Consider the following 16,616-nt stretch of genomic DNA (forward strand, 5'->3'; position numbering starts at 1 on the left):
GCGGGATGACGCAGATCGCCTTCACCAAGGGCCACGGCACCGGCAACGACTTCGTGATCATCGCCGACCCGGAGGGCGAGCTCGATCTCACCGACGAGCAGGTCGCCGCGCTGTGCGACCGCCACTTCGGCATCGGCGCTGACGGCCTCCTGCGCGTTGTGCGCTCCGCGCGTCTGGCGGAGGCAGCCGCGGCCCTCGCCGAGCAGCCCGACGCCGAGTGGTTCATGGACTATCGCAACGCCGACGGCTCCAAGGCCGAGATGTGCGGCAACGGTGTGCGGGTCTTCGCGCACTATCTGCTCGAATCGGGGTTTGCCGAGCTCGCGGCCGGTGCCACGCTCCCCGTGGGCACGCGTGCGGGAGTGCGTGAGGTGCGGCGAGCGGACGGCGGCTACCAGGTCGACATCGGCCGCTGGCGCGCCGAGCCGGGCGACCCCCTCGTCACGGCACGCGGTCTCTCGGTCGCGCGCCCCGGCCTCGGCATCGACGTCGGCAACCCGCACGTTGTGGTCGCGCTGGCCTCGGACGCTGAGCTCGACGGACTCGACCTCAGCGTCAAGCCCGTGATCGAACCGGCCCCGCCGCGTGGCGCCAACGTCGAGTTCGTTGTGCCGCGGGAGCCCCTGGTGAAGGACGGCGTGGGCCGCGTGCGCATGCGCGTCTACGAGCGGGGAGTGGGCGAGACGCTCAGCTGCGGCACGGGTATCACCGCCACGGCCCTCGCGGTGCGCGACTGGGCCGGACGCGGCGCGCCCGACACCTGGGAGGTCGAGGTGCCCGGGGGAACGCTGGGCGTGCGGATGTTCCCGGCAGAGGACGGTGAGCACGTCGCTCTCTCGGGCGCTGCGGCGCTCGTCTACTCGGGCACGGTCGAGCTGGCCTGATCATGGTCGCGCTGCGCGGTCTCGTCCTCGCGGGGGGCCGCGCGTCCCGGCTGGGCGGGCGTCACAAGCCGGGCATCCCGATCGACGGCGAGCCCATCGTGGCCCGCGCGGTCGCGGCGCTGCGTGCCGCCGGGGCCGAGGCGCTTGTTGTGGGGGAGCCCGCGGGGGTGCCGTCGGGTGTTCCGGTCGTGCGCGAGGATCCGCCCTTCGCAGGACCCCTTGCGGGCGTGGCCGCGGGCGTCGCGGCGCTCGAGCCGCGGGCCGGGGGTGTGGTGCTGCTCGTCGGAGGCGACATGCCGTTTGTGGCGGCCGGGTCGCTGCGTGCGCTCGCCGACGCGGCGGCAGATGGCGTCGCCCTGGCGGTGGACGACGCCGGCCGCGCGCAGCCGCTGTGCGCCGCGTGGGACGAGCACGTCCTGCGCAACCGTCTGGCGGCCATCGGCGACCCGGCGAACCTGCCCATGCGCCTCCTGGTCGACGGCATGGATCCGACCCTGGTTCCGTTGCCCGCGCGTGAGCTGATGGACGTGGATACGCCACACGACCTGAGGGTGGCTCAGAACCCCGGGAGGTGAATGCCCTCGGTGGGCGGGGTGCCGTGTCGGCGCACCTTGAGCACGCGGAAGCCCTTGTTCGTCGCGTGACGTGTCACGCCGAAGCCGTGTCCCAGGGTGGTGTCGAGCCAGCGGTGCAGCGAGTCCGAGCCCAGGTCCTTCTTCACCACGAGGTACGCGTCGCTGCGCTCCGCCAGACGCGGCAGCCAGGTCTCCATCAGCTCGTGCAGCACGGCCTTGCCGACGCGGATCGGCGGGTTCGACCGGATCGTGCGGAACGTCACGTCCTCGGGCACGTCCTGCGGCAGCACCGCGTTCACGTTGTCGAGACCGAGCGCCTCCGCATTGCGCCGCACCAGATCGAGGGCGCGCTCATTGACATCGACGGCCCACACCCGCGCGTGCGGGGAGGCGATCGCGAGGCTGAGCGCGATCGGGCCCCAGCCGCAGCCGAGGTCGAGGAAGTCGCCGCCGGACGGCGGTTCGGGAGAGTTCGCGAGCAGGACCGAAGTGCCCACATCCAGGTGCTCGGGGCTGAACACGCCGGCGGCGGTGAAGACCTCCACCATGCGTCCAGCGAGGGGCACCTGGATCCGGCGGAGGTTCTCGGCACTGGTGGGACTCGCGGAGAAATAGTGGTCCACCATAGGGGGCCAGCGTACCGGAGCAGCCCGCTTCCCGTGAGGGTGAGTGCGCTCCCGAGAACCGCGCTTTCACCCTCCCGCACGCGACACGCGCGGGATAGAATGGAAGGCTCGACGCCCGCGGATGGCCGCGACGCGCGTCGGAACGAAAGGCATGGATGACTGACACCACCACCCCCGATCCCTCTTCTGCGAACGACGACGAGGTCGTGATCGACTCCGCAGCATCAGATCTGGTGGATCGGGTGCTCGCGCGCGCCGAGTCCCGCACGGGAGCGCGCGTCTTCGGCACGGCGCAGGCCCTGCAGGATGCGGGCACCATCGGCGACGGATCGGCCGACGGCGAGCAGTGGGACCGCGAGGAGCGCGCGTCGCTTCGTCGTGTGCCCGGCCTGTCGACCGAGCTCGAGGACGTCACCGAGGTCGAGTACCGCCAGCTGCGGCTCGAGAACGTTGTGCTCATCGGCGTCTACTCGCAGGGTTCGCTGGAGGACGCGGAGAACTCGCTGCGCGAGCTCGCCGCCCTCGCCGAGACGGCCGGCGCCGTTGTGCTCGACGGCGTGCTGCAGCGACGCCCGCATCCGGATCCGGCCACCTACATCGGCCGCGGCAAGGCCGACGAGCTCAAGGGCATCGTCGCCGCCGTGGGCGCGGACACCGTGATCGCCGACACCGAGCTCGCGCCCTCTCAGCGCCGTGCGCTCGAAGACGTCATCAAGGTGAAGGTCATCGATCGCACCACCGTGATCCTCGACATCTTCAGCCAGCACGCCAAGAGCCGCGAGGGCAAGGCGCAGGTCGAACTCGCCCAGCTCGAGTACCTGCTGCCGCGTCTGCGCGGGTGGGGTGAGTCGATGAGCCGCCAGGCGGGTGGCCAGGTCGGCGCCGGCGGCGCGGGCATGGGCTCGCGCGGTCCGGGTGAGACGAAGATCGAGCTCGATCGCCGCCGCATCCGCACCAAGATGGCACAGCTGCGCAAGCAGATCGCCGGCTTCAAGCCCGCGCGCGAGGCCAAGCGGTCGGAGCGCAAGCGCAACACGATTCCCTCGGTCGCGATCGCGGGCTACACGAATGCCGGCAAGTCGAGCCTGCTGAACAAGCTCACGAGCGCGGGCGTCCTGGTCGAGAACGCGCTGTTCGCCACGCTGGACTCCACGGTGCGGCGCACGGAGACGGCGGACGGCCGCACGTACACCCTGGCCGACACCGTGGGCTTCGTGCGCAACCTGCCCCACCAGCTCGTCGAGGCCTTCCGCTCGACGCTCGAGGAAGTGGCCGACGCCGACGTCATCGTGCACGTCGTCGACGCTCACCACCCGGATCCCGCGAGCCAGATCCAGACGGTCCGCGACGTGATGGGCGACGTGGGTGCCCGCGACATCCGCGAGATCATCGTGTTCAACAAGTCCGACCTCGTCGACGACGACACGAAGATGGTGCTGCGCGGCCTCGAGCCCAAGGCCGTGTTCGTCTCCTCGCGCACGGGTGAGGGCATCGAGGAGCTGCGGGACGTCATCGAGGCGGCGCTGCCGCTGCCCGAGATCGAGATCCGTGCTCTCGTGCCCTACGACCGCGGGGAGCTGATCTCTCAGATCCACGAGCAGGGGCACCTGCTGACGCGCTCGCACGAAGAGGGCGGCACCCTCATCCACGCGCACGTGTCCGAGCGCCTCGCCGCGGCTCTCGAGCCCTACAAGGTCGCCTGAGGATGCGGATCCGACCCTACGCGCCCGCGGATCGCGACGCGGTCGCACGCGTCTGCCTGCTCACCGCCGACGCCGGATCGGATGCCACCGGCGTCTTCGAGGACGACTCGCTCTGGGCGGAGGTCTTCGCCCTGCCCTACGTGACCCGCCATCCGGATCTCGCCTTCGTGGTCGAGGATCCGGACGGCGCGGTCGTCGGCTACGTCATCGGCACAGACGACACGGACGCCTTCGAGGAGTGGTTCGCGACCGAGTGGTGGCCCAGGGTCGCCGAGCGGCACCCCCGGCCGGAGGTCGAGCGCACGCGGCAGGACGGCACGCTGATCTACGCGTACGGCCGCCGAGCGGGCGCCGAGCCGTATGCGGGGATGGGCTATCCGGCGCACCTCCACATCGACCTGCTGCCCGCGGCGCAGGGGCAGGGCCTGGGCCGTCAGCTCATCTCGACGCTGCTCGATGCGCTGCGCCGTCGCGGGGTCGCGGGGCTGCACCTCGTCGCGAGCGAGGAGAACCAGGGCGCCCTGGCGTTCTACGACCGCATCGGGCTCACGCGCCTGCCCTCCCACGAGGGTGTGCAGGCCTACGGTGTCACGCTGAGCTGACGGCTCCTCAGCGGATCGCAGATCCGCGTCAGTCGAGCTCGATCGCCGGCACCCCCGGGGTCTCGAACCCGAGGATGCGACCGAGGAAGGAGAGTTCCGACTCGAAGGCGCGGATCACCGTCGTCGCCTGACGGAAACCGTGCGATTCGCCCTCGAACAGGATGTACGCGTGCGGCACTCCGTTCGCGGCCAGCGCGTCGCGCAGCGCCTCCGACTGGGACGGCGGCACGACCGGATCCTCCGAGCCCTGCAGGATGAGCAGCGGCGTGCGGAGTGTCTCAGGGCGTGAAAGAGGGGAGCGGCTCACGTAGAGGGGCTCGGCCGCGGGAAGGGGGCCGACGAGCCCATCCAGGTAGCGGGCCTCGAAGTCGTGCGTGTCTTCCACGAGCTTGCGCAGGTCGGCGACCCCGTAACGGCTGATGCCCGCGGCGAACGCATCGGTGTCCGCGACCGCGCACAGTACGGTCCAGCCGCCCGCGGAGCCGCCCTTGATGGCGATTCGGCGCGGGTCGGCCAGGCCCGCGTCGGCAAGGCCCCGAGCCGCGGCGGCGACGTCGGCGACGTCGGCGATGCCCCAGCGGCCCTTCAGGCGCTCCCGGTACGCGCGGCCGTAGCCGGTCGATCCGCCGTAGTTGACATCCAGCACCCCGATTCCGCGGCTGGTGAAGTACGCCACGGCGAGCGAGAGCTCGCCGGAGACGTGCGCCGTCGGCCCGCCGTGCACAAGCACGAGGTAGGGCGGAAGCTCGCCCTCGGGCGCCTGGACGTCGGGGTTGGTCGGCGGGTACGCGAAGGCGTGCACCGGCCCGTTCGGGCCGTCGAACGTGTGGGCCTGCGCGAGCGGCAGCCACTCGGGAGACAAGGGAGAGGTGCCCCCGCGCACCGCCTCCAGCGTGCGCGAATCGACATCCAGCAGCCACAGCCCGCCGGGCACCTGCGCTCCGGCGCCCGTGAGCAGCACGCGCGAGCCGCGCACGTCCCGGATGAGCGTGCCACCGGTCAGCGGGGTGTCGAGCGGTTCGAACGCGCCCAGCGCCGGATCGAGCAGCACCAGCGTGTCGGTGCCGTGGGTGCGCACGGCCACCACCCGGCCGTCGTCCAGACGGCCGTACCACCGCGCCCCGAGGTTCCACAGGGGTCCGCCCGTATCGGCATCAGCGCGGCCGACGGTGACCGGCTCGGTCGTGGTGGAGCCGTCGAGGTGGATCAGACGCAGGTTCCACCGCCCGCTGCCGTGGGGGTGCAGGTGATCGAGCACGGGGTCGGTGCTGACGAGCAGTTCGTCGTCGGCCGTCCACTGCGGCTGTAGAGCCGAGATGGGGCCGAGCTCGGTGTGTCCACCCGCGACCGTGTGGAACTCCGCCACGGTGCCGTCTTCGCCGATGCGCCCGACACGCAGCTCGGACGCATCCCAGGGCATGTCGGGATGGTTCCACGCGATCCACGCGAGGCGGTCGCCGCGCGGCGTCGGATACGCGAGGAAGTCGGATCCGGCGACGACACGCACGATCGCACCGGCGTCGCCAGCGGCGGAGCCGTCGAGAGGAATGGTGACGATGTCCCGTGTGACGGCGTGATGCTCATCGACGGTCTCACGCACGGCCCAGAGCACGGGTGTGCCATCGGGGGCCGGCACCAGCGTGAGGTCACCGAACGACATGCCGAGCCCACCGGGCGTCAGAGGCTGCGGATCCGCGCCGGGGGTCATGCGGTACACGCGCTGGTCGGAGGCCTCCACGAACAGCAGATCGCCGTCGTCGGTTGTCGTCCACGCACCGCCGCCGTACTCGTGCACCCGGGAGCGGGCGCTCCACGGAGCCGGAAGCAGCACTTCGGGCTGCTCTGCTGTGCGTCGCAGAACGGCCTGACGGCCCTTCTCAGAGGGAATGCTCTCGCTCCACCAGATCTCGGCGGAAGGCCCCACGAAGCGTGCACCGTCGAGCCGCGGTGCACCGCCCGCGATATCCGAAGCGGCGATCGGCGAGGGCCAGGATCCGTACGGAAGGGTGGAGCGCGTCATGCACTCACGCTAACCGAGGGGTGCGACAGCACCAGCCCACGACGGCGTCAGACGGCGCGCATGACGGCGACGATCTTGCCGAGAACCACCGCTTCGTCACCCAGGATCGGCTCGAACGCCGAATTGCGGGGGAGCAGCCAGGTGTGTCCATCGCGCTGACGGAACACCTTGACCGTGGCCTCGCCATCGAGCATCGCCGCGACGATGTCGCCGTTCTCCGCCGTGTTCTGCACCCGCACGACCACCCAGTCGCCGTCGCAGATCGCGGCGTCGATCATCGAGTCGCCGCTCACCTTCAGCATGAACAGCTCTCCCTTGCCCACGAGCTGGCGGGGGAGCGGGAAGATCTCCTCGATCTGCTGGTCGGCCGTGATGGGGACACCCGCGGCGATGCGGCCGACGAGAGGGACCATGGCCGCGTCGCCCACGGAAGGCTGTCCGGCGTCGAGGTTCTCGGCCGACTGGCCGGGCAGATCGATCAGCACCTCCATGGCGCGCGTCTTGCCGGGGTCGCGTCGGAGGTATCCGCTGAGTTCGAGCTGACCGAGCTGGTGCGTCACGCTCGAGAGCGACTTCAGCCCGACGGCGTCACCGATCTCTCGCATCGTGGGCGGGTAGCCCTTCGACTGGATGGAGCGCTGGATGACCTCGAGGATCGCCAGCTGCTTGTCGCTGAGGCTGCGGCGGCGACGCGTGCGTCGCTTCTCCTCTGAGGCGAGCGTCTCGGCAGCGGTGATGTCGGCGCTCATCGGTGCGGCTCCTTCTCCTCCGACGGTGAATGTCGGTGGTCCGTGGTGGGGTGTTCTCCGTCATCGAAACCGTATCCGAACGGCGTCGCGATTCGGAAGATCCGTTCGAGCGTGTCGCGGATCCGGTCGGACCGGTTTTCGAAGAACACCTTGACAGATTCGAAGATTCGAAGATAACTTCGGTACAGAGCTTCGCATCCGGCCCTCCCGGCCGAGGTGCCGGATGCGAAGCCTCTCCGAACGAAAAGGAGCACATCATGAGCACCGTCAGCATCACCGCTTACGAGGTCTCGACGCCCGCAGTGCGCGTCGCGGCGCCGGCCACCCGCCTGCGTCTGACCCGCCGCGGTCGCCGTGTGCTCGCTGCCCTCGCCGCCGCTCCGGTGGCGGTCGGTCTCGCTCTCGCGGTCATGAGCGGCGGCGGCGCTCTGGCCTCGCGTGAAGACGGAGCCCCCGCGGGTACCTTCGACACGGTCACGGTGATGCCGGGTGATTCCCTCTGGTCCATCGCCGAGACCGTGGCGCCGGACACCGACCCGCGAGACGTCGTCGATGCCATCGTCGCGCTCAACCAGCTCTCGTCCACGAGCGTGCTCTCCGGTGAGACCATCTCGATCCCCGCGGAGTTCTCGACCGCCGGTTGACGGCAGCTCTCGGCGCCCGGGCGCTCGGCGCGCGCGGCCTAGAATCGTGAGCGTGACGGTCTCTCTCGACGATCTGCCGATCCGCGACGATCTCCGCGGTCAGAAGCCCTACGGCGCTCCGCAGGCGCCGCTGCCTGTGGCGCTCAACGTGAACGAGAACACGCATTCGATTCCCGCTGTGGTCGCCGACGACATCGCGTCCTCGGTGGCGAAGGCTCTGCACGGCGTCAATCGCTACCCGGATCGCGAGTTCACCGAACTGCGTGAGGGGTTCGCACGCTACCTGGGGCACGGTCTCGATGCCGCGCAGATCTGGGCGGGCAACGGATCGAATGAGGTGCTCCAGCACCTGCTCCAGGCCTTCGCCGGCCCCGGCCGCTCGGTTTTCGGCTTCGCGCCGACCTACTCGATGTACAGCCTGCTCACCAAGGGCGTCGGATCCGAGTGGATCGCCGGCACGCGGGCGGCCGACTATTCGCTGACGGCCGAGGACGCCGCGGCTCAGGTGCGCGCGGCGCACCCCGACGTCGTCTTCCTGTGCGCGCCGAACAACCCGACGGGCACACCGCTCTCTCTCGATGTCGTCGAGGCCGTGTACGAGGCCACCCAGGGCATCGTGATCGTCGACGAGGCGTACCAGGAGTTCGCGCCGAAGTCCTCTCCGTCCGCCCTCACGCTGCTCGAGGGGCGCCCTCGGCTCGTGGTGTCGCGCACGATGAGCAAGGCGTTCGCGTTCGCAGGCGCCCGAGTCGGGTATCTCGCGGCCGACCCCGTGCTGATCGACGCCCTTCGCCTGGTCCGCCTGCCCTATCACCTGAGTGCGCTCACCCAGGCGGCCGCGGTCGCAGCGCTTCGCCACTCGGACGTCATGCTCGGCATGGTCGACGAGATCGTCGCGCAGCGGGATCGGATGACCGCGGCGCTGACCGAGCTCGGCTACCGGCCTTATGAGTCGTGGACCAACTTCCTCCTCTTCGGAGGAGTGACCGACCCGGCTGCCACGTGGAAGGCCCTCTACGACAGAGGCGTCCTCATCCGCGACGTGGGGATCCCGGGACACCTGCGCGTGACGGCCGGCACGGAAGCCGAGACCACGGCCTTCCTCGCGGCGCTGGGCGAACTCGGCCGCCCGTGACCGCGGCCTGCCGCGCAGTTCGCCCCGACTAGAATCGCAGGCATGACGACTGCCCGCACCGCGCGCTTCTCCCGCTCCACCAGCGAGTCCACGGTCGAGCTCGAGCTGAACCTCGACGGCACGGGAAAGAGCTCGATCTCCACGGGTGTGCCGTTCTTCGATCACATGCTGACGGCGTTCGCGAAGCACTCCCTGACCGACCTCACGGTGACCGCGACGGGTGACACGCACATCGACGCGCACCACTCGGTCGAGGACATCTCGATCGTCCTCGGTCACGCGATCCGCGAGGCCCTGGGCGACAAGAGCGGCATCTCCCGTTACGGCGACGCCCTCGTCCCGCTCGACGAGGCGCTCGCGCAGGCCGTCGTCGACATCTCGGGTCGTCCCTTCCTGGTCCACGACGGAGAGCCGGCGGGCTTCGAGCACCACCTCATCGGCGGTCACTTCACCGGATCCCTCGTGCGCCACACCTTCGAGGCGATCGCCTTCAACGCCGGTCTCACCGTGCACGTGCGCGTGATCTCCGGGCGCGACCCCCACCACATCGCCGAGGCGGAGTACAAGGCCTTCGCCCGCGCCTTCCGTCAGGCGAAGGCCCTCGACCCTCTCGTGGACGGCATCCCCAGCACCAAGGGCGCACTGTGATCGAGAGCCGCACCGACGAGAACGGCGTTCGCCGCCCCGTCATCGCAGTGCTCGACTACGGTTCGGGCAACATCCATTCCGCCGTCAAGGCGATGGAAGCGGCCGGCGGTGACGTGCACCTGACGCGCGATCGCGGGCTCATCCGCGAGGCCGACGGCCTGCTCGTTCCCGGCGTGGGCGCGTTCTCGGCCGTGATGGAGCAGCTCAACGCCGTGCGCGGCCCGGAGATGATCGAGCGTCGGCTGGCCGGCGGCCTGCCCGTCCTCGGCATCTGCGTCGGCATGCAGGTGCTTTTCGAGCGCGGCGTCGAGCGCGGCGTCGAGACGGAGGGTCTCGGAGAATGGCCGGGCGTCGTCGAGGAGCTCCGGGCGCCGGTCGTGCCGCACATGGGGTGGAACACGGTCGAAGCCGGAGACGGCTCGAAGCTGTTCGCGGGTCTGGAGGACGAGCGCTTCTACTTCGTGCACTCCTTCGCGGCCCAGCAGTGGGACCTCGAGGCGGACGGCCCGTTCCGGAACCCCGTCGTGACCTGGGCGAAGCACGGAGCACCGTTCATCGCCGCGGTCGAGAACGGGCCGCTGTCGGCCACGCAGTTCCACCCGGAGAAGTCCGGAGAGGCGGGCATCCGCCTCCTGCGGAATTGGATCCAGAGCCTGCCCGGGGCTAATCTCTGAGATCGTGCCCGCGGCGGGAGAGCCCCGCAACGCGCCGTCCTTTCCGGGACGACTCCGAAGCACATCAGGAGCTATGAACGATTTCGCGTCCACGCCTGGACTGATCCTGCTGCCCGCCATCGATGTCCAGGGTGGAAAGGCCGTGCGCCTCACTCACGGTGCCGCAGGCACGGAGACCGACTACGGCGATCCCATCGAGGCCGCCGACAACTGGCTGCGCCAGGGCGCCGAGTGGATCCACCTCGTCGACCTCGACGCGGCGTTCGGCCGGGGCAGCAATGCCGGTGTCCTGCGCAAGATCATCAAGCACGCCCGGGGCATCAACATCGAGCTGTCGGGCGGCATCCGCGACGACGCCTCGCTCGAGGCCGCTCTCGAGAGCGGCGCACAGCGCATCAACCTCGGCACCGCGGCGCTCGAGAACCCCGAGTGGACGGCCTCGGTCATCGGTCGCTACGGCGAGGCCATCGCCGTCGGCCTGGACGTGCGCGGCACGACCCTCGCCGCCCGCGGGTGGACGCAGGAGGGCGGCGATCTCTGGGAGGCACTCGCACGCCTCGACGAGGCGGGCTGCAGTCGCTACGTGGTCACCGACATCACGAAGGACGGCACCCTGCGGGGGCCGAATCTCGACCTCCTGCGTGAGCTGACCAACCGCACCGACAAGCCGGTCGTCGCCTCCGGCGGCGTCTCCACGCTCGACGACATCGCCGCACTCCGCGGACTGGTGCCCAACGGCGTCGAGGGAGCGATCGTGGGCAAGGCCCTCTACGCGGGCCAGTTCACGCTCGCCGAGGCGCTGGATGTCGCCGGACGCTGATCGCTCGGCCGACTCGGCCGGCGTCCCCTGGGAGGGGCGTCATTTCGAGTCGAATCCGCACTCGCAGGACGACGGGTCGGCTGACCCCGTGCTGCTCGCCGCACTCAGCGCGTTCCGCGAGGGTGACGGCGACCAGATCGCCGTCGTCGACGCGCTCCGCCACGCTCGTGTGCTCATCCCGCTGGTCGCCGAGAAGGGCGACGAGGGGATCGGCGCCCACGGCCTGAAGGTCGACAAGACGCAGGAGCTCTCGATCGTCACGGTCGCCGCTCCCGACGGGCGCAAGGTGCTGCCGGTGTTCTCCTCCGTCGAGGCGCTCGGTCGCTGGGACCCGAAGGCCCGTCCGATCCCGGTCGACGCGGTGCGCGCGGCGCTTGCGGCGTCCTCCGAGGACACCGACCTCATCGTGCTCGATCCCACGTCGGCCACCGAGTTCATCGTGCGCCGGCCCGCGGTCTGGGCTCTCGCCCAGGGCGAGCCGTGGGTGCCCAGCTTCCTCAACCCCGACGTGTACCGCGGCCTGCAGGAGAGCATCGGGGGAGAGCTCGCCGTTCTCGATCTCGCGCTCGAGCCCGGCGATCCCGACGCGCGATTGCAGGGCCCCGAGCTGATCGTGCGCCTCACGCTGATGTCCGGTCTCGAGCGCGGTGAGCTCGACGCGGTCCTCGCGCGCCTCGCGCGGCGCTGGGCGCAGGACGACCGCGTCGCGACGCTCGTCGACAGCCTGAGCGTCAAGCTGGACAGCGCAGGCTGATCCGCAGCATGACGAAGGCCCCCACCGAGGTGGGGGCCTTCGTCGTCGTGGGGTCAGATCACCGAGCCGGTGTACTTCTCACCCGGGCCCTTGCCCGGAGCATCCGGGATCGAGGAGATCTCGCGGAAGCGCAGCTGCAGCGAGCGGAGACCATCGCGGATCGGGCGGGCGTGCATGTCGCTGATCTCCGGCGCCGCCGCGGTGACCAGGCCCGCGAGCGCGTTGATGAGCTTGCGCGCCTCGTCGAGGTCGATCTCCTGGTCGGCGGCGTCGCTGTCGGCGAGGCCGAGCTTCACGGCGGCCGCACTCATGAGATGCACGCAGGCCGATCCGATCACCTCCACGGCGGCGACCTCGGAGATGTCGCGCACGGCGTCGTCGGGGTGGCTCTGGGGCGGGTTGGTGCTCATCGCTCGCTCTCTGCTAGACTTTCCCGGGCTCCGGAGATTTCTCGATGAGAATCCCGGACGAAAGAGGATTCACATCCCACCCGCGCTTGCCGTTACAAGGCTACCGGGTCATGCACTCCCTCGGGTCTCCGCCCGGGTGTTCCAGGATCACGCGACGCGTGTCCTGGTTGCAGGGTGCGGCTGACGCGTGACGTCTGCCGGGTGGACGCTGAATCTCTCTCCCGCCCGTGGCACGAATCCGCGTCACGGTGGCCACCGTCACCACCCAAGGAGTTCCGCATCAGCGATCCCCGTACCAACGAGCGCATCCGCGTGCCCGAGGTCCGACTCGTCGGCCCCGCAGGCGAGCAGATCGGCGTCGTTCGCATCGAGGCCGCCCTGCGTCTTGCGCAGGAGGCCGATCTCGACCTGGTCGAGGTCGCCCCCAACTCGAAGCCTCCCGTCGTCAAGATCATGGACTACGGCAAGTTCAAGTACGAGGCCGCGCAGAAGGCCAAGGAGGCCCGTCGCAATCAGGCGAACACGGTCCTCAAGGAGGTCCGCTTCCGCCTCAAGATCGACGAGCACGATTACGAGACCAAGCGCAAGCGCGCCGAGGGCTTCCTCAAGACCGGTGACAAGGTCAAGGCCATGATCCTCTTCCGAGGTCGCGAGCAGTCGCGTCCGGAGCAGGGTGTGCGCCTCCTCAAGAAGTTCGCGGAGGACGTGGCCGAGTTCGGCACCGTCGAGTCCAGCCCCAAGGTGGACGGCCGCAACATGGTGATGGTCGTCGCGCCGCACCGCAACAAGTCCGACGTCAAGACCGAGCAGAACGCCGTGCGCGCCGCCAACAAGCAGGCGGCCCGCGAGGCGAAGGGTGGCCACCCGGCCGCCGAGGCTCCGGTCGCGGAGACGCCGGTCTCGGAGTAGATCCGCCCCACATGCTCCCGCTTCGGCGGGTGAACACGTCGCCTCCGGGCGCACTCACGAAAGAAGAGAAGATGCCGAAGCAGAAGACCCACTCGGGTGCGAAGAAGCGCTTCAAGATCACCGGCAGCGGCAAGATCAAGAAGCAGCAGGCTGGTATGCGCCACAACCTCGAGTCCAAGCCCAGCACGCGCACGCGTCGCCTGAACAAGGACCAGGTCATCTCGGGCAACGACCTCAAGCAGGTCAAGCGCCTCCTCGGTCGCTGACGCTCAATCTCGTTAGGAAGATAAGAAATGGCTAGAGTCAAGCGGGCGGTAAACGCCCACAAGAAGCGTCGCGTCATCCTCGAGCGTGCCTCGGGTTACCGTGGCCAGCGTTCGCGCCTGTACCGCAAGGCGAAGGAGCAGGTCACCCACTCGCTCGTCTACGCGTACCGCGACCGTCGCAAGCGCAAGGGCGACTTCCGCCGCCTGTGGATCCAGCGCATCAACGCCGCCTCGCGCGCGAACGGCATGACCTACAACCGCTTCATCCAGGGCCTCGGCCTCGCGGGTGTGCAGGTCGACCGCCGCATCCTGGCCGAGCTCGCCGTGAACGAGCCCGCCACGTTCGCCTCGCTCGTCGCGACCGCGAAGGCCGCTCTGCCGGCCGACGTGAACGCGCCGAAGTCGGCTGCGTAAGCACAACAGCTTCCCGAAGAGGGCGTCCCGCAAGGGGCGCCCTCTTCTGCGTTCGCCGAGTGGACTTCCGTAGACTCGATCCGTGCTCGAGAACCCGCGGACGCCTCGCGTCAGGAACATCGCCAAGCTCTCCCGACGGGAGGTCCGCAAGGACACGGGCCTCTACCTGCTCGAGGGGCCGCAGGCGGTGCGCGAGGCGCTCACCTATCGGCCCGACACGATCGTCGAGCTGTTCGCCACGCCCACGGCGCTCGAACGCCACGGCGACATCCGCACGCTGCTGACCGACGAGGACATCGAGGCGGAGTACGTCACCGAGCAGGTGCTGGATGCGATGGCCGACACGGTGACGCCCCAGGGCTTCCTCGCGGTGGCGCGCCAGAACCCGACCGCGCTGAAGGATGTCTTCGCGGCGGGTCCGAGGCTCATCGCGATCCTCGAGGAGGTGCGTGATCCCGGCAACCTCGGCACGATCATCCGGGCTGCCGACGCCGCCGGCGCCGATGCCGTGATCCTCACTGGCCGCACGGTCGATCCGTACAATCCGAAGGTCGTCCGGTCGACGACCGGCTCGCTGTTCCACCTGCCCATCGCGGTCGGGGCCGAGCTCGAAGACGTCATCGAGCGCGCGCAGGGAGCCGGGCTCCGGGTGATCGCGGCCGATGTGAAGGGCGAGGATCTGCTCGAGGCACGCGCGCAGGGTGTGCTCGCGCAGCCGACCGCATGGCTCTTCGGCAACGAGGCCCACGGCCTGGAGGACTCCGCCCTCGAGCTCGTCGACAGCGCGCTGCGTCTGCCGATCTACGGCCAGGCCGAGTCGCTCAATCTCGCCACCGCGGCCAGCGTCTGCCTGTACGAGAGCGCCTTCGCACACCGGGCAGAATGACTTGATCCGGGCCCCGACACGCCCGGATCGCCCGGTCACAAGTCGGTAAAGCGTGCAGATCTGTTGTGGCCAAGCGGCCGCGCGGCACCCTAGGGTTGCTCCATGGCTGAACCCCTCGTCGTCGTCCGGGACGTGCAGAAGCACTATGGCGACTTCCACGCTCTGAAGGACGTCAACCTCACGGTCGACAAGGGCGAGGTCGTCGTGGTGATCGGTCCCTCCGGATCCGGGAAGTCGACCCTCTGTCGCACGATCAACCGCCTCGAGACCATCACGAGCGGGACGATCACGATCGACGGCAAGGAGCTGCCCAAGGAGGGCAAGGCGCTGGCCGACCTGCGGGCCGAGGTCGGCATGGTGTTCCAGTCGTTCAACCTCTTCGCCCACCTGACGATCCTGGAGAACGTCACGCTCGGCCCGATCAAGGTGCGCGGCCTGAGCAAGGCACAGGCCGAGACCGAGGCCAAGGCCCTTCTCGACCGCGTCGGCGTGGGCCACCAGGCCAGCAAGCTGCCGGCGCAGCTCTCGGGCGGCCAGCAGCAGCGCGTGGCGATCGCCCGTGCGCTCGCGATGAACCCCAAGGTCATGCTGTTCGACGAGCCCACCAGCGCCCTCGACCCCGAGATGATCAACGAGGTCCTCGACGTCATGGTGTCCCTGGCCAAGGAGGGCATGACGATGATCGTCGTCACCCACGAGATGGGCTTCGCCCGGAAGGCCGCGAACCGCGTCGTGTTCATGGCCGATGGACAGATCGTCGAGCAGGCCACCCCCGAGCAGTTCTTCACGAACCCTCAGAGCGACCGCGCGAAGGACTTCCTCTCGAAGCTCATCACGCACTGACCTGCCGACCGCGCGAACGAGCGCGGACGGACGGACCACCCCACCAAGGAGGAATCGCATGTTCAGCATCAAGCGCACCTCGCGAGTGGCCGCGGGCCTGGGCCTCGGCCTCGCCGCGCTCCTCGCGCTCACCGCGTGCAACTCGGGCTCGCCCACGGCCCCCGAAGGCGCCGAGGAGGGCGGCGACGAGAAGCTCTGGGAGGTCGCGAGCGACGTCGAGCTCGACAGCCCGACCTTCGAGCGCGCCACCGAGGCGGGCAAGATCGTCATCGGCGTCAAGGCCGACCAGCCGGGTCTCGGCTACGAGGACGCGACGACCGGCGACCGCACCGGCTTCGACGTCGACATCGCCCGCTGGATCGCCGCCTCGCTCGGCTTCGAAGAGGACGCCATCGAGTTCAAGACGGTTCCCTCGGCCAACCGCGAGCAGGAGATCATCAACGGCGGCGTCGACCTCTACGTCGGCACCTACTCGATGACCGACGCGCGTGACGAGGTCATCGACTTCGCCGGCCCGTACCTGATCACCGGCCAGGGTCTGCTCGTCCGTGCCGACGACGACTCGATCAGCGGCCCCGACGACCTCGCCGACAAGGTGACGTGCTCGGTGACCGGATCGACCCCGCTCCAGCGCATCAAGGAGGAGTACAGCGGCGAGGTCACCGAGCGCCAGACGTACTCCGAGTGCGTCGAGCAGCTGCTCGCCGGCCAGGTCGACGCGATCACGACCGACGAGGCGATCCTCGCCGGCTACGTCGCGCAGGACCCCGACAACCTGAAGCTCGCCGGTGAGCCCTTCAGCGAGGAGCGCTACGGCGTCGGCCTCGCCGACGGCGACACCGCCCTCCAGGAGCACATCAACACCCTCTTCACCGACGGCGGCGACGTCTGGCAGGCGCTGTTCGACACGTGGCTGGCGCCCTCGGGCGTCAAGGGCGAGCAGCCCGCGGTCGACTGATCCATCCGGCCGGGGGGGGGGGGGGGGGGGGGGCCCCCCCCCCCCCCCCCCCCCCCCCCCCCCCCCCCCAACCCGGGCCCCCCCGCGGCGGCTTGG

Annotated in this window: 20 protein-coding genes; 16 read left to right on the forward strand and 4 right to left on the reverse strand. The window is 69.8% G+C overall.

The window, feature by feature from the left end; all coding sequences use genetic code 11:
- Window positions 1–5 precede the first annotated feature (5 nt).
- Both dapF and mobA read left to right on the forward strand, forming a co-directional pair.
- Window positions 6–884 carry a diaminopimelate epimerase gene (dapF, locus tag J5V96_RS07530; RefSeq protein WP_208502256.1) on the forward strand — a complete coding sequence of 293 codons (879 nt, stop codon included), beginning with the start codon at window positions 6–8 and terminating at the stop codon, window positions 882–884.
- A 2-nt stretch (window positions 885–886) separates the two neighbouring features.
- Window positions 887–1,459: a molybdenum cofactor guanylyltransferase gene (gene mobA, locus J5V96_RS07535; RefSeq protein ID WP_208502259.1), complete on the forward strand. Its 573-nt coding sequence runs from the start codon at window positions 887–889 to the stop codon at window positions 1,457–1,459.
- Here mobA and J5V96_RS07540 read toward each other — a convergent pair.
- Complete coding sequence (locus tag J5V96_RS07540) at window positions 1,441–2,085, reverse strand: class I SAM-dependent methyltransferase (protein ID WP_208502261.1); 645 nt, start codon at window positions 2,083–2,085, stop codon at window positions 1,441–1,443. The genes mobA and J5V96_RS07540 overlap by 19 nt on opposite strands.
- A 155-nt stretch (window positions 2,086–2,240) precedes the next feature.
- Here J5V96_RS07540 and hflX point away from each other — a divergent pair, with 155 nt between their 5' ends.
- Window positions 2,241–3,788 carry a GTPase HflX gene (gene hflX / locus J5V96_RS07545; protein WP_208502263.1) on the forward strand — a complete coding sequence of 516 codons (1,548 nt, stop codon included), beginning with the start codon at window positions 2,241–2,243 and terminating at the stop codon, window positions 3,786–3,788.
- A gap of 2 nt (window positions 3,789–3,790) precedes the next feature.
- Entirely contained in the window at window positions 3,791–4,390 is a 600-nt protein-coding gene (locus J5V96_RS07550) for a GNAT family N-acetyltransferase (protein ID WP_208502265.1), read from the forward strand.
- A gap of 28 nt (window positions 4,391–4,418) precedes the next feature.
- On the opposite strand, the gene J5V96_RS07555 is transcribed toward J5V96_RS07550, so the two are convergent.
- Window positions 4,419–6,410 (reverse strand): alpha/beta hydrolase family protein, encoded by a 1,992-nt coding sequence (locus J5V96_RS07555; protein WP_208502267.1) that lies wholly within the window; start codon window positions 6,408–6,410, stop codon window positions 4,419–4,421.
- Window positions 6,411–6,457: 47 nt separating this feature from the next.
- Complete coding sequence (lexA, locus tag J5V96_RS07560; protein WP_208502269.1) at window positions 6,458–7,159, reverse strand: transcriptional repressor LexA; 702 nt, start codon at window positions 7,157–7,159, stop codon at window positions 6,458–6,460.
- Window positions 7,160–7,416: 257 nt separating this feature from the next.
- On the opposite strand from lexA, the gene J5V96_RS07565 reads away from it, so the two are divergent.
- The 6 genes from J5V96_RS07565 to J5V96_RS07590 all read left to right on the forward strand — a co-directional run bounded on the left by J5V96_RS07565 (window position 7,417) and on the right by J5V96_RS07590 (window position 11,834).
- The gene (locus J5V96_RS07565) at window positions 7,417–7,803 is read left to right on the forward strand and encodes a LysM peptidoglycan-binding domain-containing protein (RefSeq protein WP_208502270.1); all 387 of its coding nucleotides are present in this window, start codon (window positions 7,417–7,419) and stop codon (window positions 7,801–7,803) included.
- A gap of 52 nt (window positions 7,804–7,855) precedes the next feature.
- Entirely contained in the window at window positions 7,856–8,938 is a 1,083-nt protein-coding gene (locus J5V96_RS07570; protein ID WP_208502273.1) for a histidinol-phosphate transaminase, read from the forward strand.
- Window positions 8,939–8,980: 42 nt separating this feature from the next.
- Window positions 8,981–9,586 (forward strand): imidazoleglycerol-phosphate dehydratase HisB, encoded by a 606-nt coding sequence (gene hisB, locus J5V96_RS07575; RefSeq protein WP_208502275.1) that lies wholly within the window; start codon window positions 8,981–8,983, stop codon window positions 9,584–9,586.
- A complete protein-coding gene (gene hisH / locus J5V96_RS07580; RefSeq protein WP_307793553.1) occupies window positions 9,583–10,260 on the forward strand; it encodes an imidazole glycerol phosphate synthase subunit HisH in 678 nt (225 codons plus the stop codon). Before hisB ends, hisH begins: the two co-directional genes overlap by 4 nt.
- A 73-nt stretch (window positions 10,261–10,333) precedes the next feature.
- Window positions 10,334–11,080 carry a bifunctional 1-(5-phosphoribosyl)-5-((5-phosphoribosylamino)methylideneamino)imidazole-4-carboxamide isomerase/phosphoribosylanthranilate isomerase PriA gene (gene priA / locus J5V96_RS07585; protein ID WP_208502277.1) on the forward strand — a complete coding sequence of 249 codons (747 nt, stop codon included), beginning with the start codon at window positions 10,334–10,336 and terminating at the stop codon, window positions 11,078–11,080.
- Window positions 11,064–11,834, forward strand: coding sequence for an SseB family protein (locus J5V96_RS07590; RefSeq protein ID WP_208502280.1), 771 nt, complete (start codon window positions 11,064–11,066; stop codon window positions 11,832–11,834). The genes priA and J5V96_RS07590 overlap by 17 nt, the downstream gene beginning before the upstream one ends.
- Before the next feature lie 53 nt (window positions 11,835–11,887).
- Here J5V96_RS07590 and J5V96_RS07595 read toward each other — a convergent pair whose 3' ends face one another.
- Window positions 11,888–12,244: a DUF1844 domain-containing protein gene (locus J5V96_RS07595; RefSeq protein ID WP_208502282.1), complete on the reverse strand. Its 357-nt coding sequence runs from the start codon at window positions 12,242–12,244 to the stop codon at window positions 11,888–11,890.
- Between the two features lie 312 nt (window positions 12,245–12,556).
- Here J5V96_RS07595 and infC point away from each other — a divergent pair, with 312 nt between their 5' ends.
- The 6 genes from infC to J5V96_RS07625 all read left to right on the forward strand — a co-directional run bounded on the left by infC (window position 12,557) and on the right by J5V96_RS07625 (window position 16,520).
- Window positions 12,557–13,153: a translation initiation factor IF-3 gene (gene infC / locus J5V96_RS07600; RefSeq protein ID WP_307793554.1), complete on the forward strand. Its 597-nt coding sequence runs from the start codon at window positions 12,557–12,559 to the stop codon at window positions 13,151–13,153.
- Window positions 13,154–13,224: 71 nt separating this feature from the next.
- Window positions 13,225–13,419, forward strand: coding sequence for a 50S ribosomal protein L35 (gene rpmI, locus J5V96_RS07605; protein ID WP_208502285.1), 195 nt, complete (start codon window positions 13,225–13,227; stop codon window positions 13,417–13,419).
- Window positions 13,420–13,446: 27 nt separating this feature from the next.
- Complete coding sequence (rplT, locus tag J5V96_RS07610; RefSeq protein ID WP_208502287.1) at window positions 13,447–13,833, forward strand: 50S ribosomal protein L20; 387 nt, start codon at window positions 13,447–13,449, stop codon at window positions 13,831–13,833.
- 82 nt (window positions 13,834–13,915) lie between these two features.
- The gene (locus J5V96_RS07615) at window positions 13,916–14,719 is read left to right on the forward strand and encodes a TrmH family RNA methyltransferase (protein ID WP_208502289.1); all 804 of its coding nucleotides are present in this window, start codon (window positions 13,916–13,918) and stop codon (window positions 14,717–14,719) included.
- A gap of 102 nt (window positions 14,720–14,821) precedes the next feature.
- Window positions 14,822–15,562 carry an amino acid ABC transporter ATP-binding protein gene (locus J5V96_RS07620; RefSeq protein ID WP_208502291.1) on the forward strand — a complete coding sequence of 247 codons (741 nt, stop codon included), beginning with the start codon at window positions 14,822–14,824 and terminating at the stop codon, window positions 15,560–15,562.
- A gap of 58 nt (window positions 15,563–15,620) precedes the next feature.
- The gene (locus J5V96_RS07625; RefSeq protein WP_208502293.1) at window positions 15,621–16,520 is read left to right on the forward strand and encodes a glutamate ABC transporter substrate-binding protein; all 900 of its coding nucleotides are present in this window, start codon (window positions 15,621–15,623) and stop codon (window positions 16,518–16,520) included.
- Window positions 16,521–16,616: the final 96 nt, after the last annotated feature.

Origin of the sequence: Microbacterium stercoris (assembly GCF_017592545.1) — a bacterium.
Classification (GTDB): domain Bacteria; phylum Actinomycetota; class Actinomycetes; order Actinomycetales; family Microbacteriaceae; genus Microbacterium; species Microbacterium stercoris.

Coding starts and splice junctions, on each gene's coding strand:
- rpmI (WP_208502285.1), top strand. CDS start 13,225: ATGCCGAAGCAGAAGACCCACTCGGGTGCGAAGAAGCGCTTCAAGATC.
- J5V96_RS07550 (WP_208502265.1), top strand. CDS start 3,791: ATGCGGATCCGACCCTACGCGCCCGCGGATCGCGACGCGGTCGCACGC.
- J5V96_RS07595 (WP_208502282.1), bottom strand. CDS start 12,244: ATGAGCACCAACCCGCCCCAGAGCCACCCCGACGACGCCGTGCGCGAC.
- J5V96_RS07555 (WP_208502267.1), bottom strand. CDS start 6,410: ATGACGCGCTCCACCCTTCCGTACGGATCCTGGCCCTCGCCGATCGCC.
- J5V96_RS07625 (WP_208502293.1), top strand. CDS start 15,621: ATGTTCAGCATCAAGCGCACCTCGCGAGTGGCCGCGGGCCTGGGCCTC.
- dapF (WP_208502256.1), top strand. CDS start 6: ATGACGCAGATCGCCTTCACCAAGGGCCACGGCACCGGCAACGACTTC.
- mobA (WP_208502259.1), top strand. CDS start 887: ATGGTCGCGCTGCGCGGTCTCGTCCTCGCGGGGGGCCGCGCGTCCCGG.
- J5V96_RS07590 (WP_208502280.1), top strand. CDS start 11,064: ATGTCGCCGGACGCTGATCGCTCGGCCGACTCGGCCGGCGTCCCCTGG.
- J5V96_RS07620 (WP_208502291.1), top strand. CDS start 14,822: ATGGCTGAACCCCTCGTCGTCGTCCGGGACGTGCAGAAGCACTATGGC.
- J5V96_RS07565 (WP_208502270.1), top strand. CDS start 7,417: ATGAGCACCGTCAGCATCACCGCTTACGAGGTCTCGACGCCCGCAGTG.
- priA (WP_208502277.1), top strand. CDS start 10,334: ATGAACGATTTCGCGTCCACGCCTGGACTGATCCTGCTGCCCGCCATC.
- hflX (WP_208502263.1), top strand. CDS start 2,241: ATGACTGACACCACCACCCCCGATCCCTCTTCTGCGAACGACGACGAG.
- rplT (WP_208502287.1), top strand. CDS start 13,447: ATGGCTAGAGTCAAGCGGGCGGTAAACGCCCACAAGAAGCGTCGCGTC.
- hisB (WP_208502275.1), top strand. CDS start 8,981: ATGACGACTGCCCGCACCGCGCGCTTCTCCCGCTCCACCAGCGAGTCC.
- lexA (WP_208502269.1), bottom strand. CDS start 7,159: ATGAGCGCCGACATCACCGCTGCCGAGACGCTCGCCTCAGAGGAGAAG.
- J5V96_RS07540 (WP_208502261.1), bottom strand. CDS start 2,085: ATGGTGGACCACTATTTCTCCGCGAGTCCCACCAGTGCCGAGAACCTC.